Raw genomic sequence first — 14,948 nt, forward strand, 5'->3', positions numbered from 1 at the left:
AACCCCTTGAACAGCAGCAGCCCGGACAGGAACATCCCGGACATCGCGATCATGACGGTGACGCCGGAGACCAGCACGGACCGTCCCGAGGTGGCCGCGGCGATCGCCAGCGCGCTCTCCCAGGTCCCGGCCGCGGACGCGGCGCCCGGGACGATCCACGCGGCCAGCGGGAACAGCGCCGCGAGCGCGACGGCGGACGCGGCGAGCGCGCGGACCCCGCGCGACTCCCAGTCCGGCCCGTACGCCTCCCGGGCGGTCCGCTCCAGGTCGTCGACGAACGCGGCGGCGCCCGGCGGGCGGTCGGCGGGGTCCTTCGCCATGCCCCGCGCGACGAGGTCGCGGAGCGGTTCGGGGACGGTCTCGACCGGCACGGGACCGGTGAGGTGCGCCCGCATCAGCTCGGCGCGGCCGCCGCCGAACGGCCGTCGGCCGCTGACGCACTCGACGAACACGCAGGTCGCGGAGTACACGTCGGACGCGGGCGTGGCGGTGTGCCGGTCCCACTGCTCGGGCGCCATGTAGTACGGGGTGCCGGCGCCGCCCGCCTCCTGCCCGGCGGGGGCCGCGATGCCGAAGTCGACGAGGCGGCTCCGCCCGTCCGCCGGGACGACGACGTTCGCGGGCTTGTAGTCGCGGTGCACGACGCCGAGGGCGTGGGCGGCGGCGAGGCCGAGCAGCGAGCCCTTCAGCACCGACAGCGACGCCTCGGGGCCGAGCGCCCCGTGCCGGGCGAGCAGCTCCTTGAGCGACACCCCGTCGACGGCCTCCATGATGATCGCGGCGCCGCCGGGGCCCTCGACGAGGTGGAAGAGGCGGGCGACGTGCGGGCTCTCGGCCCGCCCCAGCATCCGGGCCTCGTGCCGCAGCCGCTCCCGCTCGGCCTCGCTCGCGGAGGCGTTCAGGTACTTGATCGCGACGGGGGTGCCGGACGGCTCGTGCCGGGCGAGCACGACGCGTCCCTGGGCGCCCGCGCCCAGCTCCCGCACCTCGGTGTAGCCCTCGACCCGCCAGCCGCTCAACGCGCCCTCCCGCCATGATCGCGAAGAACGTACCGAATCGGGCGCGGTGCGGCGAACCGGCGGCTTCGAGGCGAAGAGCGGGCGGGAAACGTCAGGCGGCGCGCTCGGCGGACGCGGGGACGCCGGCGCGCAGCGCGGTCACGACGGCGCGGATCGCGGGACGGCGCGCGGCCTCCTCCCGCCAGACGGCGTACACGCGGCGGGTCAGCGGCTCGGCGAGCGGCACGATCGCGACGCCCGGCGGCACGTCGCAGCGGCCGAGGCGGGGCAGGATCGCGTTGCCGAGGCCGGCCGCGACGAGCGCGAGCTGCGTCGCGAACTCGTAGGCCATGTGCTCGATGCGGGGCTCGCTGTCGATGGCCCGCAGGGTGCGCAGGAGCCAGTCGCAGCAGATGCTGTCCGGCACGGAGCTGATCCACGGGTCGCCGGCCAGCTCCTTCAGGTCGACGCTGGCGCGGCCGGCCAGCGGGTGCCCGGCGGGCAGCGCGACGTCGGCGACGTCCTCGCAGATGGCGCCCTTGTGCAGGCCCTCGGGCAGCGGGAGCGGCTCGTTGCTCCAGTCCTGGACGACGGCCATGTCGAGGTCGCCGCGCAGGACGAGGGGCATGCTGTGCAGCGGGTCCTCTTCGCGGACCAGGACGTGCAGGTCGGGGTGCTGGGCGCGGAGCGGCGGCAGCGCCTGCGGCATCAGCCCGCGCACGGCGGTGGGGAACGCGGCGATGGTCAGCTGGCCGACGACCGAGCCGCGGTGCGCCTCCAGGTCGGCCTGGGCCTGCTCGACGAGGGACAGGATCCGCTCGGCGTGCCCGACGAGCAGCTCGGCGGCGTCGGTGAGCCGCACGCCGCGGCCGTTGCGCTCAAGCAGCTTCTGCCCGGTCTCCCGCTCCAGCTTGGCGAGCTGCTGGGAGACCGCGGAGGTGGTGACGTGCAGCACGTCGGCGGCGGCGCTGACCGAGCCGTAGGTGGCGACGGAGTGCAGGGCGCGCAGCCGTTCGAGATCGAGCATGTAGCAATTCTAAAACGAGAAGTCGACAGATTCTAGCTTGTCCTAAAACAAGGCCGCGGCGGACGATCGGGGCATGAGACCGCGCCACATCCTGCTGGCCACCCTGATCGCCGCGATCTGGGGATTCAACTTCGTCCCGATCAAGGTCGCGCTGGAGGACTTCCCGCCGCTGCTGCTCGCCGCGCTGCGGTTCACCGCCGCCGCGCTGCCCGCGGTGTTCTTCGTGCGGCGCCCGCCGGTCGCGGTCCGCTGGCTGTGGCTAATCGGGATCCCGCTGGGCGTCGGGCAGTTCGCGCTGCTGTTCATCGGCATGCGGCTGGGGATGCCGGCGGGGCTGTCGTCGGTGGTGCTCCAGGTCCAGGCGATCTTCACCGCGCTGTTCGCCGGGGTGCTGCTGCGCGAGCGGCTCGGCGCCCGGCAGATCATCGGGATGGCCGTCGCGTTCGCCGGCGTCGCCCTCCTCGGCGTCGCTCAGGCCGCCGGGAGGTCGGACGGGGCTGGTTGGTCGGGGGAGCACAGCGGGAGTCCGATCGGCGCGTTCCTGCTGTGCATCGGCGGGGCGGCGAGCTGGGGGCTGGCGAACGTCGCGATGCGGCGGATGAACCAGACCGCGGCCGAGCCCGTCGACGCGTTCGGGTTCATGGTCTGGATGTCGCTGGTCCCGCCCGTCCCCCTGTTCGCCCTCTCGCTGATCTTCGAGGGGCCCGGGGCGGTGCCGGACGCGGCGCGCCACCTGTCCGTCGCCGGGGTGAGCTCGCTGGCGTTCATCGCCTACGTCTCCACGCTCGTCGGGTTCGGCGTGTGGGGCTGGCTGATGCGCCGCTACGAGGCCGGCACCGTCGCCATGTACTCGCTGCTCGTCCCGCCGTTCGGGCTGCTGTCCGCCGCGCTGGTCCTCGGCGAGCACGTGGACGGGACGCGCCTCGCCGGGGCGGCGCTCATCATCTGCGGCGTCGCGGCGGGCAGCGTCCGGCTGCGGTCCCGCGCGGGCGGCGCGTCCGGCGCGTCCGGCGCGTCCGGCGCGTCCGGCGCGTCCCGCGGCCCCATCCAGGTGGCTCCGCCGGAGCCCGTCCAGACGAGGTGACACCCATGCACGGAATCCACGCGGCCCTGGTCACGCCGTTCACCCGCGACGGCGAGGTGGACGCCAAGTCGCTCGAACGCCTCGCCGTCCACTGCCTGGAGCAGGGCGCGGACGGGCTCGTCGCGCTCGGCACCACCGGCGAGGCCGCGCTGCTGACGGCCGAGGAGCGGCGCACCGTGCTGGAGGTGTGCCGGGGCGTCGTCGAGGAGAGCGGGCACCCGCTCACCGTCGGCGCCGGGACGATGGGCACCGAGGACTCCATCCGGCAGGCCCGCGAGCACGCCCCTTACGCGGACGCGCTGCTCGTCGTCGTGCCGTACTACCTCCGCCCGTCCGACGACGGCGTGATCGACCACTTCGCCGCCGTCGGCGCCGCTGTGGACGTCCCGCTCATCGCCTACAACGTCCCGTACCGAACGGGCAAGCAGCTCTCCGTCGACGCACTTCTCAAGATTCTGGCGCTGGACTGCGTCGCCGGGATGAAGCACTGCGCGGACGGCATCGACGCCGACACGCTCGCGCTAGCGGCGGCCGACCTCGGTCCGGGTAAGTGGCTCCTCTGCGGGGACGACGCGTACATCTACCCGATGCTCCGGCTGGGCGCGGCCGGGGGCGTCGCGGCAAGCGCGTGCCTCAGCCCGTCCGCCTACGCGACCATGTACGACGCGACCATGCACGGTGAGACGGCGGACGGGCTGGCGCTGCACAACGCGCTGCTGCCGCTGGCGGGGGCGCTGTTCGCCGAGCCGTCGCCGTCCGTGCTGAAGGCGTGCCTGGCCGAGATCGGCGTGATCGACGACCCCGCGGTCCGCGCGCCTCTGCACGCCCCGCGTCCCGAGTCGACCGCCGCCGCGCTCCGCGCCTTCCGCGCCCTCAGTCCACTCAGGCTGCCTTGAGGTGCCTCAGCCGTCACGCGAGCGCGTTACCTGGCCGGTGAGGCGAAGCCGAAGGCGAGCCTCACCGGGAAGATCGCGAAGCGATGCCGCGCTCGCCCGATCCCGGTCAGGGGGCGAGCCGCCAGGCGAGCCCCCTGGGCCGGGATCAAGAAGACAGCGCCGCCGCGCGGGCGGCGTGCGGCAGGGCGTCCAGGATGCGGCCGATCGCCTCGTCGTCGTGGGCCGCCGACAGGAACCACACCTCGTACGCCGACGGCGGCAGGTAGACGCCGCGCTCGAGCGCCGCGTGGAAGAACGCCCCGTACGCCTTGACGTCCTGGCGCTGCGCGGCGGCGAAGTCGCCGACCGCGCCGTCCGTGAAGAAGATCGAGAAGAGGTTGCCGGCGTTCTGCAGCGAGTGCGGGACGCCCTCCTTCGCCAGCGCCTCCGACGCGGCCCGCGACACGATCCCGGCGGCCCGGTCGATCGCCGCGTACACCTCGTCGGTCGCGCCGCGCAGCGTCGCCAGCCCCGCGGCCGTCGCGAGCGGGTTCCCCGACAGGGTGCCCGCCTGGTAGACGGGCCCGGCGGGCGCGAGCCGGTCCATGATCTCGGCGCGGCCGCCGAACGCCGCGGCGGGCAGCCCGCCGCCCATCACCTTCCCGAAGGTCACCAGGTCCGCCGCGACGCCCTCGATCCCGTACCAGCCGGACCGCGACGCCCGGAAGCCGGTCAGCACCTCGTCCAGCACCAGCAGCGCCCCGTACCGCTCGCACAGCCGCTTCAGCAGCGCGTTGAAGCCGTTCAGCGGCGGTACCACGCCCATGTTGCACGGCACCGCCTCGGCGATCACGCAGGCGATCTCGTGGCCGTGCTCGTCGAACGCCGTCTCCACCGCCGCGACGTCGTTGTACGGCAGCACGATCGTGTCGGCGGTCGTCGCGCCCGTCACGCCGGGGGTGTCCGGCAGCGCGAACGTCGCCACCCCCGACCCGGCCGCGGCCAGCAGCGAGTCGACGTGCCCGTGGTAGCAGCCCGCGAACTTGACGATCTTCGGGCGGGAGGTGAAGCCGCGCGCCAGCCGGATCGCCGACATCGTCGCCTCGGTCCCCGAGTTGACCAGCCGGACCTTCTCCACCGGCGCCCGCGCGACGATCTCCTCGGCCAGCTCGACCTCGCCGGGCGTCGGCGCCCCGTAGGACGTGCCGCGGCCCGCCGCCTCCCGCACCGCCGCGACCACGTCCGGGTGCGCGTGCCCGAGGATCATCGGGCCCCACGAGCAGATCAGGTCGACGTACTCGTTGCCGTCGGCGTCGGTCAGGTAGGGGCCGCGCGCCGAGGCGATGAAGCGCGGCGTCCCGCCGACCGCGCCGAAGGCGCGGACCGGTGAGTTCACGCCGCCGGGGACGAGCCCTTCGGCGCGCTCGAACAACTGCTGGGAGCGATCGGTGACAGTCACGTTTCCAGTCTCTCAGTTGCAGTTCGGCGACTGCGCTTGACCTCGCCGGGTACGGGCCGATATTCCACCAAGTACGACATCGGCGCCCGTTCGGGAGGCGCCCCTTATCTTCACCGGCGTCCGCCGTATCGGAGGGATGGCTTTCAACGTGGTTGACGGCTGGACGGTCCCGGGCTTCACCCAAGAGCGGGAACTGGGCGACGGCGCCGCGGGCCGGGTGGTGCTGGCGGTCGACGACATGACCAGCACGAAAGTCGTGATCAAGTACCTCGCCGGCGGGTTGCGCGCCGACGAGGCGTTCATGGCGCGGTTCCGTGCGTCCGCGCGCACACTGTCCCAGCTCGAGGACCCGAACGTCGCCGATCTCTACGACTTCGTCGAGGCCCCCGAGGGCGCCGCCGTCGTCATGCAGTACGTCGACGGGGTCGGGCTGCGCCGGGTGCTGGCCGCACAGGGGCCCACGGGCCCGCTGGCGGCCCTGTCGCTGCTCGGCGGGACTCTGCTGGGGCTCGCCGCCGCGCACGCCCTGGAGGTGGTCCACGGCGCCGTACGACCGTCCGCGGTCCTCATCGACGGCGAAGGCAACGCGCGCCTCACCGACTTCGCGACCGCCGCGCCCGGCACCGAGGCGCAGCTCGCGCCCGCCTACGCGGCGCCGGAGCTGTGGGACGGGGCGGCCGCCGGCGTCGCCACCGACCTGTACGCGGCGACGGCGATCTTCTTCGAGTGCCTCACCGGGCATCCGCCGTACGCCGGGCGCAACATGGCGCGGCTGCACCGCGAGGCGCCGATCCCGGCCGAGGAGGTGCCCGGCCCGCTGCGCGAGCTGATCGGCCACGGCCTCGCGAAGGACCCGGAGACGCGGCCGAAGTCCGCGGCCGACTACCTCGGCGCGCTCGAAGAGGCCGCCGTGGCGGCGTACGGGCCGTCGTGGGAGGCGCAGGGCCGCGGCCGGCTCACCGAGCTCGCCGCACAGGCCGCGATGCAGCCCGAGCCGGCCAAGCCCAAGGCGTCCCGCAGCACCGGCCGCAACCAGGTCATCGCCACCGGGCAGACCGCCGCGCGCGGCTCCGGCAACCGCCGGATCGCGGCCGCCATCGCGGCGGTCGTCGTCGCCGGCGCGGTCGCGGGCGGCTTCGTCTTCATGAAGTCCGGGGAGGGCGACGCCACGCCGCCGACCCCGTCGCCCGCGCAGAGCAGCACGCCCCAGCCGTCGCTGCCGCCCGGCGGCGTCGCCCCCGCGCCGCTCGCGGCGCGCATCGTCCAGGCCACCGACCAGGCGCCCGGCGCCCGGTTCAGCTTCCGCCGCACCGGCTGCTGCGGCGCGCCCAGCGTCGCGCAGGGCACCTTCGGCCTGGTCCAGGGGACGGAGCCGTCGTACTCGATGACGCTGTCGGGGTCCGCCAAGACGCGCAAGCGGGCGCAGGCCGTGGTGGTCGGCGACCGGGTGTTCCTGCGGGCGGGCAAGAAGTGGCGGCCCTCCCCCGTCGGCGGTCGCGGCTACCCGGGGCTGGCCGAGCAGGTGCGGCGCGGCAGCTCGGTGTCCGCGGTGACGACGCTGCTCAACGCCGCCTCGACGCTGAGCGAGTCCGGAGGGGTGTACAAGGGCGAGGCGCCCGTCGCCAAGCTCGCGCAGGCGCCCGGATCGGGCGCGCTGTACACCGAGATGGCACGCGCCACGGGCGTCCAGCAGATCAGCTTCGCGCTCAAGCTGGACGGCTCGTCCCGCCCGGTGAAGCTGTGGCTGCGGGCCGGGCCGGCGAAGGGCCGCAACCAGATCGTCACGACGTCGTACTCCGCCTGGGGCCGCAAGGCGATCAAGGCGCCGCGCTGACCGCGGGCCGGACCGGTCCTCCCCGATGGCGGGCGGGGGCCGGTCCGCTCCGACGGCGGGCCGGAACCGGCCCGCCCGGGCCGGTCACTCGCAGCTGTCGGCGAGGACCTCCAGGAGCCGCAGCGGGTCGGGCAGCGGCTCGTCCCGCGGCGGCCGCACCCAGGCCGCCTCCTTGCCGGACGCCAGCACCGACGGCGGCGCCACCACGTAGCTGTCGCGGCAGTGCCACCGCATCCCGGGCGTCTCGGCCACGGTCTCCGGCGAGGTGTCGAGGTGGCACGACCACCACTCGTCCTCGTCGGCGGGGGCGCCGCGGGTGGCGACGAAGAACAGGTACCGCTCGTCGCCGAGGTTCGCGACGGGCCCGACCGGCAGGTCCTCGCGGGCGATCCGGCCGAGGGCCGCGGCGCCGGCGGCGGCGGGGACGTCGAACACGTCGAAGACCCGGCCGGTCGGCAGGATGATGTTGGACTCCGGGCGCTGCGTCCACCAGCGCCGGATCCGGTCCGGGTCGGCCGACGCCTGGTGCGCCCACGCCGCCGACACCGGATGCGCCGCCGGGTCGGGACAGCCGATCCGGTCGCACGAGCAGGACCGGTCGCCGGCGGCGGGCGGATGCGCCCCCGGAAAGCAGGGCCAGCCCATCGCGGCGTACCGCAGGGCGGCCGAGGCCATCCGGTCGCGTGCCGCCCGTTGCCGCCTGTTCCCCGAGACCGCCAGCATCTCCGCCCCCCAATACCCAAGGTCGAACGTGGGTTCTTGATAGACGATGATGCCCGCGCGCCGCCGCGCCAGACACGGCGCCCCTGCCAAAACGACCCTAAGTAACTACCCGCCCATGATCATTGGAGCTTCTTGGCGACCTCCGTGGCCCAGTAGGTCAGGGTGAGGTCGGCGCCCGCGCGGCGGATCGAGAGCAGCGACTCCATGATGATGCGGTCGCGGTCGATCCAGCCCTTCTCGGCGGCGGCCTCGATCATCGCGTACTCGCCGCTGACCTGGTACGCGACGACGGGGACGTCCACGGCGTCGCGCACCCGCCGGACGATGTCGAGGTAGGGGCCCGCGGGCTTCACCATCACCATGTCGGCGCCCTCGTCGAGGTCGAGGAACACCTCGCGGAGCGACTCGTCGGCGTTGGCCGGGTCCTGCTGGTGGGTGGAGCGGTCGCCGAACTGCGGGGCGCACTCGGCCGCGTCGCGGAACGGGCCGTAGTAGGCGGAGGAGTACTTCACCGAGTACCCCAGGATCGCGACGTCGCTGTAGCCGGCCTTGTCGAGGGCCTCGCGGATCACGCCGACCTGGCCGTCCATCATCCCGGACGGGCCGACCACCTGGGCCCCGGCGGCGGCCTGCGCGACGGCGATGGACGCGTACCGCTCCAGCGTCGCGTCGTTGTCGATCTCGCCGCCGGCGGTGAGGATGCCGCAGTGGCCGTGGTCGGTGTACTCGTCCAGGCACAGGTCCGTCATCACCACGGCGGCGTCGCCGAGGTCGGACTTCAGGTCGCGCAGGGCCAGCTGGACGATCCCGGCGGGGTCGTCGGCGCCCGAGCCGGCGCCGTCCTTGACCGCCGGGATGCCGAACAGGATGAGGCCGCCGACGCCGGCCTCCGCCGCCTCGTGCGCGGCCTTGCGCAGGCTGTCGCGCGTGTGCTGCACGACGCCCGGCATCGACGCGACCGGCTGCGGCTCGGAGATGCCCTCCTTGACGAACATCGGCAGCACCAGATCGGCGGGCGCGAGCCTGGTCTCGGCGACCATCCGGCGCAGCGCGGGCGTGCGGCGCAGCCGCCGCGGCCGGGCGACGGGGAACTGAGCAGACATGATCCTTCTTTCCCGGTGCCCGGCGCGGCCGCGCCGGGCCCGGTCGGCGGGCTCCTACTTGCGGCGCCGGGCTCCCCGGCGCATCTGGCTGGGCTTGCGCAGCGGGTCGCCGGCCTCGATCTGGGCCGCCCGCCGCTTCGCACCGTACTCCGCGAGCGCCTCCGCGAGCGCCGACACCGACGGCTTCGGCGCCATCACGTCGACGCGCAGCCCGTACTCCTCGGCGGTCTTGGCGGTCTGCGGGCCGATCACCGCGATCACCGTCACGTTGTGCGGCTTGCCGGCGATGCCGATCAGGTTCTTCACCGTGGACGACGAGGTGAACAGCACCGCGTCGAACCCGCCGCCCTTGATCGCCTCGCGGATCGGGGCGGGCGGCGGCGCGGCCCGGACCGTCCGGTAGGCGGTGACGTCCTCGCACTCCCAGCCGAGCTCGGTGAGCTTGGCGATGAGGGTGTCGGTGGCGATGTCGGCGCGCGGCAGCAGGACCCGGTTGATCGGGTCGAGGTCCTCGTCGTAAGGCGGCCACACCTCGGCGAGGCCCTCGCTGGACTGCTGCCCGGTCGGGGTCAGGTCGGGGTGGATGCCGAACTCGACGAGCGCGGCGGCGGTCTGCTCGCCGACGGCGGCGACCTTCAGCCCGGCGAACGCGCGGGCGTCCAGCCCGTAGGCGACGAACTTCTCCCGGACGGCCTTGACCGCGTTGGTGGAGGTGAACACCACCCACTCGTAGCGTCCGGTGACGAGGCCCTTGACGGCCCGGTCCATCTGCTGCGGGGTGCGCGGCGGCTCGACGGAGATCGTCGGGACCTCGTCGGGGACGGCGCCGTACCCGCGGAGCTGGTCCGACAGCGACGCGGCCTGCTCCTTGGTGCGCGGCACCAGCACCCGCCAGCCGAACAGCGCCTTGGTCTCGAACCAGGACAGCCGGTCGCGCCAGCCGACCACGTCCCCCACGATGATCATCGCGGGGGCCTCCATGCCCTTGGTGTCGGACGCCAGCTTCTGCAGCGTGGAGACCACGGTCTCCTGCTCGGTGGTGGTGCCGAGGCTGGTCATCGCGGCGGGCGTCGAGTCGGGGCGGCCGGCCGCGACCAGGCCCTTGGCGACCTCCGCGACGGCGCCCTCCGCACCGAAGATCACCAGGGTGGCGTCGGACCCGCCGAACTGCTCCCAGTCGACGCCGCCGTCGGAGGCGTCGACGAACCGGAACTCGCGGTGCTCGGGGTCGGTCAGCGGGATGCCCGCGTAGGCGGGCACACCGGTCACGGCGGACACGCCGGGGACGACCTCGAACGGCACCCCGGCCTTGTGCAGCGCGGCGCCCTCCTTGGCCAGCCCGCAGACGACACCGGGGTCGCCGTGGAACAGCCGGACGACGCGGCGGCCCGCCTTGGCGGCGCGCGACGCGAGCTTCACCGGGTCGCCCTCGGCGGTGTCGAGGATCTCCACGTCCGGGCGGCAGTGCGCGAGGATGTCGGCGGGGCAGTACGCGCGGCTGACCACGACGGTGTCGGCGCGCTCCAACTCGGCGGCGGCGCGCAGCGTCAGCAGGCCCGGGTCGCCCGGGCCCATCCCGACGATCGCGACCGTGCCGGGGTCGGCAGTGCGGCTCGGCCTCCCCGCCGTGGTCGATCCGGCCGCGGTCGATCCGGCGGCGCCCGGGCCGGCGGCCCCCGGGCGGGCGGGGCTCTGGCTAGCGGGGCTCAATCGCGCTCCCCCATCAACTGGTCGGCCCCCTGCGCGAGCAGCCGGTGCGCGAGATCGCGCCCCAGCCTCTCGGCGTCGTCCGGGTGGCCGCTTGCGGACAGCCTCATCTGCCGGCTCCCGTCGTACGCGGCGACGGTCGCGGTCAGATGCAGCTCTTCTTCTACTTCGGCAGCGTATGTTCCCACGGGCGCGGAGCAACCGCCCTCCAGGACGGCGAGCACCGTCCGCTCCGCGGTGACGCAGGCCCTGGTCATCGGATCGTCGACCGTTCCAAGCAGCGCGCGGAGGTCGTCCCTCCCGGCGGCGCATTCGAGCGCGAGCGCGCCCTGCCCGGGCGCCGGCAGCATCTGGTCGGGGTCGAAGACCTCGGCGACCGCGTCCAGCCGGCCGATCCGGCGCAGCCCCGCGTGCGCGAGCACCACCGCGTCCAGCTCCCCGTCGGCGACCTTGCGCAGCCGGGTGTCGGCGTTGCCGCGGATCGCCACGACGTCCAGGTCCGGGCGCATCGCGCGCAGCTGCGCGACGCGGCGCGGCGACCCGGTGCCGACGCGGGCGCCGCGCGGCAGGTCCGCCAGCTTGCAGGGGCCGCACAGGGCGTCGCGCGGGTCGTCGCGGACGGGGGTCGCGGCGAGCGCGATCCCCTCGGCGGGCCCGGTCGGCAGGTCCTTCAGCGAGTGCACGGCGAAGTCCACCTCACCGGCCAGCAGCCTGTCGCGAAGCGCGTTGACGAAGACACCGGTCCCGCCGATCTGGGCGAGCAGCGCCTTGGAGACATCACCTTCGGTGGTTACCCCGACGAGCTCCACGGCATGCCCGGTCCGCTCCGTCAATGCGTCCGCGACCAGCCGCGACTGCGTCATCGCCATCAGGCTCTTGCGGGTGCCGAGCCGCAGCGGGCCCCTGTCCGCGGTACTCAATGCGCTGCTCCACTCACTGCTCGGCTCCGACCGTAGGACGGGCGGCCCGCTCCACGGCCCCCGCGTTCACGACTGTTCTCCTTCGCGCGGCGCGCCGCCGCGGGCGCTGACCGCCCGGACGCTCGCGGCCTGCGCGTTCACGGTGCCGGCGTCGACCGCGTCCGCCGCGGCGTCCGCGGGCGCGCCGCTCACGCAGTCGGCCTCGGCGCACTCCACCCGCGTCACCCGGGCGACCTCCGCGGCCTTCGCCGCGTCCGCGACCCGCGCCCCGGCGGCCTCGTCCGCCGCACGGGACCCTTCCACCGTACGTGCGGAACCGCTCCAAGGCGCCGGAGCGCTCCCGGGCGCCGGCTCCCCGGCGTCGTCGTCGGCGCGCATGTCGGCGCGCGCGACCGCCACCGGCGCCTTCGGGTCCAGGTCGAACAGCCGGCGCAGCGCGTCGGCGTAGGAGTCGCCGCCCGGCGCCGCCGCCAGCTCCTTCACCCGGACGGTCGGCGCGTGCAGCAGCTTGTCGGCGACCCGCCGGACGGTCTGCTGGATCTCCTTGACGGCCCGCTCGTCCAGCTCCGGCAGCCGGCCCGCGAGCCGGGTCAGCTCGGACTCCACGACCGCCGCGGCCTTGGTGCGCAGCGCCACCACCGTCGGCGCGACCGCCGCGGCGCGGGCCGCGCTGAGGAACGCCTCGACCTCGTCCCGGACGATCCGCCGGACCGCCTCCACCGCCTCAGGGCCGATCGCCCGCGCGGCCTCCTGCGCCGTGCGCAGCTCGTCCAGCCCGGCGAGCCGCACCCCGGGCAGCGCGCCGACCGCCGGGTCCACGTCGTGCGGGAGCGCCAGGTCCAGGAAGAACCGGTCCCGGCCGTCCGCCCCGACGCCCTGCGCCGCCACCTGCGGCGCCGTCAGCACCAGGCCCGTCGCGCCCGTGCACGACACCACCAGGTCCGCGTCGGCGATCGCCGCGTCCAGCGCCGCCAGCTCCACCGCCCGCGACGGCACCTCCAGCGACTCCGCCAGCCGGGCCGCGTTGGCGTACGTGCGGTTGGCGACCACGACCTCGCGGGCCCCGGCCCGGCTCAGCGTCGTCGCCGCCAGCGAGCTCATCGACCCCGCGCCGACCACCAGCGCCCGCACGCCGTCCAGCGGGCCGAGGTGCCGCTGCGCGACCTCCAGGCCCACGCTGACCAGCGACGCGCCCGCCTGGTCGATGCCGGTCTCCGCGTGCGCGCGCTTGCCGACCCGCAGCGCCTGCTGCAGCACGTCGTGCAGGTCGCGGCCGAGCGTCCCCTCGTCCTGGCCGAGCCGGAACGCCTTCCGCAGCTGCCCGAGGATCTGACCCTCGCCGACGACCATCGACTCCAGCCCGCACGCCACCGCGAACACGTGCTGGACGGCCCGCTCCTCGTAGTGCACGTACAGGTGCCGGGACAGCTCGTCCAGCGGCACGCCGGAGTGCAGCGCCAGCAGCTCGGAGATCGCCGAGACGCCGCCGTGGAACTTGTCGACCACCGCGTAGATCTCGACCCGGTTGCACGTCGACACGATCGCCGCCTCCGCGACGTTCGCGGACTCGTGCACCGCGTGCAGCAGCTTCGCCAGGTCGTCCCCGGACACCGCGGCGCGCTCCAGCACCGGCACGGGCGCGCTCCGGTGACTCAGCCCCACCACCAACACACTCATGCTGCGTCTCCCGCGGGCCTACGCGGCTCCATTCGCCGCCGCTCTGCTGTCCCCGACCAACCGACCCCGCCGACCGCCACGGCCTCGTCGCTCTGGTCGCTCGTTCCTCGCTCCCGCCGCTCCTCAGTCCAGGCGACGCCGCGCCGCTCCGTCCCGCTCATGCTTCAACCGCCTCTACGTACTGCGTGGCGCCGGGAGGGGCGTCGCCGCTCTCCAGGGGGGCGTAGTCGTCCGGCCCCCCGGCCTTGCGCTGCTCGTGGAACGCGAGGATCTGCAGCTCGATGGACAGGTCGACCTTCCGCACGTCGACGCCGTCCGGCACCGACAGCACCACGGGCGCGAAGTTCAGGACGCTCGTCACGCCCGCGGCGACGACGCGGTCGCACACCCCCTGGGCGGCGGCCGCCGGGGTCGCGATCACGGCGATGGACACGCCGTGATCGGCGATCACGTCCTCGAGCCGGTCGGTGTGCTCCACGGTCATGCCGGAGATCTCCTGGCCGACGATCGCCTCGTCGGCGTCGAGAAGGCCGGCCACCCGGAATCCGCGGGACGCGAATCCGCCATAACCGGCCAATGCACGGCCCAGGTTACCGACACCGATGATGGCGACCACCCAATCCTGGGTGAGGCCAAGCTCACGTGAGATCTGGTAGACGAGGTACTCGACCTCGTACCCGACGCCGCGGGTGCCGTAGGAGCCCAGATGGGACAGGTCCTTGCGGAGCTTCGCCGAGTTCACCCCGGCCGCCGCGGCCAGTTCCTCGGACGAGACGGTCGCCACACCGCGCTCCTGGAGCCCGGTGAGGGCCCGCAGGTAGACGGGCAGGCGCGCGACGGTGGCTTCGGGGATGCCGCGGTCCGCGCGGTCGCGGTGCGTGCGGTTCTGTCGAGATGTCACGGCCTGCTCTTCGGGGCTCGACGCTGGGGGCGGGGCCCGAGAACCCCTCACCCCGGCTCGTGGCCGGACCGCACGGCCGCGGCCGGACCGCCCCAGGGCTATCCATCAGGTTAAGCCTTTGTGAATACGCGCACAAAGTGCCCCCCGGCGAGCGGGTGGGACGCCCGGGACGCGCACCGCCGTCCAAAGCCCGCCCAGCAGCGGGTTTCGTGACCGTACCGGCGGCGGCCGCCCGGCGCGCCGCGGCGCGGTGTGACCGATGAGACATTCACCGGCCCGCTGTTTCAGGGCCCGGCTGTCACCCTTGCGGACTCTCCGGGCCCTCGGGCGGCGGTCCGTTGAGGGCCGCCCGGGGCTGGCGGGTCAGGCGGTGCCGCGGGCCTTGGCGATCGCGGCGCGCAGGCGGTTCTCGTCAACCCGCCAGAAGTCGTGCTGGACGCCGTTGATCAGCGTGACCGGGATCTGCTCCCAGTACTCCCGGGTGTCCTCCTCGGACCGGGTGATGTCCCGCTCGTCCCACGGCACGTCCAGCTCGGACGCGACGCGCTCGATGATCGCGCGGGCGTCCTCGCACAGGTGGCAGCCCGGCTTGCCGAGCAGCGTGATGCGGACCTCGCGGTCCGGGGCGCCGGCCGGCATG

The 14,948-nt window shown here is 74.5% G+C and carries 12 protein-coding genes and 1 pseudogene; 3 read left to right on the forward strand and 10 right to left on the reverse strand.

Annotated features, from left to right (window positions below; all coding sequences use genetic code 11):
- Together amrb99_RS22905 and amrb99_RS22910 are read right to left on the reverse strand one after the other, a co-directional pair.
- On the reverse strand, positions 1 to 1,019 hold a 1,019-nt coding region (locus amrb99_RS22905; RefSeq protein ID WP_190859373.1), incomplete at its 3' end, for a serine/threonine-protein kinase.
- Between the two features lie 91 nt (positions 1,020 to 1,110).
- Positions 1,111 to 2,025, reverse strand: a complete 915-nt coding sequence (locus amrb99_RS22910; RefSeq protein ID WP_190859375.1) for a LysR family transcriptional regulator — start codon at positions 2,023 to 2,025, stop codon at positions 1,111 to 1,113.
- Positions 2,026 to 2,098: 73 nt separating this feature from the next.
- On the opposite strand from amrb99_RS22910, the gene amrb99_RS22915 reads away from it, so the two are divergent.
- Positions 2,099 to 3,109 carry an EamA family transporter gene (locus amrb99_RS22915; protein WP_190859377.1) on the forward strand — a complete coding sequence of 337 codons (1,011 nt, stop codon included), beginning with the start codon at positions 2,099 to 2,101 and terminating at the stop codon, positions 3,107 to 3,109.
- A gap of 5 nt (positions 3,110 to 3,114) precedes the next feature.
- Complete coding sequence (locus amrb99_RS22920) at positions 3,115 to 4,005, forward strand: dihydrodipicolinate synthase family protein (protein WP_190859379.1); 891 nt, start codon at positions 3,115 to 3,117, stop codon at positions 4,003 to 4,005.
- Between the two features lie 145 nt (positions 4,006 to 4,150).
- Here the strand turns inward: amrb99_RS22920 and hemL are convergent, their stop codons facing one another.
- Positions 4,151 to 5,443 carry a glutamate-1-semialdehyde 2,1-aminomutase gene (gene hemL / locus amrb99_RS22925; protein WP_190859381.1) on the reverse strand — a complete coding sequence of 431 codons (1,293 nt, stop codon included), beginning with the start codon at positions 5,441 to 5,443 and terminating at the stop codon, positions 4,151 to 4,153.
- Positions 5,444 to 5,579: 136 nt separating this feature from the next.
- On the opposite strand from hemL, the gene amrb99_RS22930 reads away from it, so the two are divergent.
- On the forward strand, positions 5,580 to 7,277 hold the full coding sequence (locus tag amrb99_RS22930) for a serine/threonine-protein kinase (protein WP_190859383.1): 1,698 nt from the start codon (positions 5,580 to 5,582) through the stop codon (positions 7,275 to 7,277).
- 84 nt (positions 7,278 to 7,361) lie between these two features.
- On the opposite strand, the gene amrb99_RS22935 is transcribed toward amrb99_RS22930, so the two are convergent.
- From amrb99_RS22935 to amrb99_RS22965, 7 genes and pseudogenes are all read right to left on the reverse strand, one after another.
- On the reverse strand, positions 7,362 to 8,000 hold the full coding sequence (locus amrb99_RS22935) for a bifunctional DNA primase/polymerase (protein ID WP_190859385.1): 639 nt from the start codon (positions 7,998 to 8,000) through the stop codon (positions 7,362 to 7,364).
- Positions 8,001 to 8,119: 119 nt separating this feature from the next.
- A complete protein-coding gene (gene hemB / locus amrb99_RS22940) occupies positions 8,120 to 9,103 on the reverse strand; it encodes a porphobilinogen synthase (protein WP_190859387.1) in 984 nt (327 codons plus the stop codon).
- 54 nt (positions 9,104 to 9,157) lie between these two features.
- A complete protein-coding gene (locus amrb99_RS22945) occupies positions 9,158 to 10,687 on the reverse strand; it encodes a uroporphyrinogen-III synthase (protein WP_347256816.1) in 1,530 nt (509 codons plus the stop codon).
- A gap of 122 nt (positions 10,688 to 10,809) precedes the next feature.
- Entirely contained in the window at positions 10,810 to 11,730 is a 921-nt protein-coding gene (gene hemC / locus amrb99_RS22950; protein WP_190859389.1) for a hydroxymethylbilane synthase, read from the reverse strand.
- A 384-nt stretch (positions 11,731 to 12,114) separates the two neighbouring features.
- Positions 12,115 to 13,407, reverse strand: a pseudogene (locus amrb99_RS22955) (glutamyl-tRNA reductase); the annotation flags it as partial.
- Positions 13,408 to 13,564: 157 nt separating this feature from the next.
- A complete protein-coding gene (locus amrb99_RS22960) occupies positions 13,565 to 14,308 on the reverse strand; it encodes a redox-sensing transcriptional repressor Rex (protein WP_190859391.1) in 744 nt (247 codons plus the stop codon).
- A gap of 363 nt (positions 14,309 to 14,671) precedes the next feature.
- On the reverse strand, positions 14,672 to 14,947 hold the full coding sequence (locus amrb99_RS22965) for a glutaredoxin family protein (RefSeq protein WP_190859393.1): 276 nt from the start codon (positions 14,945 to 14,947) through the stop codon (positions 14,672 to 14,674).
- Position 14,948: the final 1 nt, after the last annotated feature.

Source organism: Actinomadura sp. RB99 (genome assembly GCF_014706005.1).
Classification (GTDB): domain Bacteria; phylum Actinomycetota; class Actinomycetes; order Streptosporangiales; family Streptosporangiaceae; genus Spirillospora.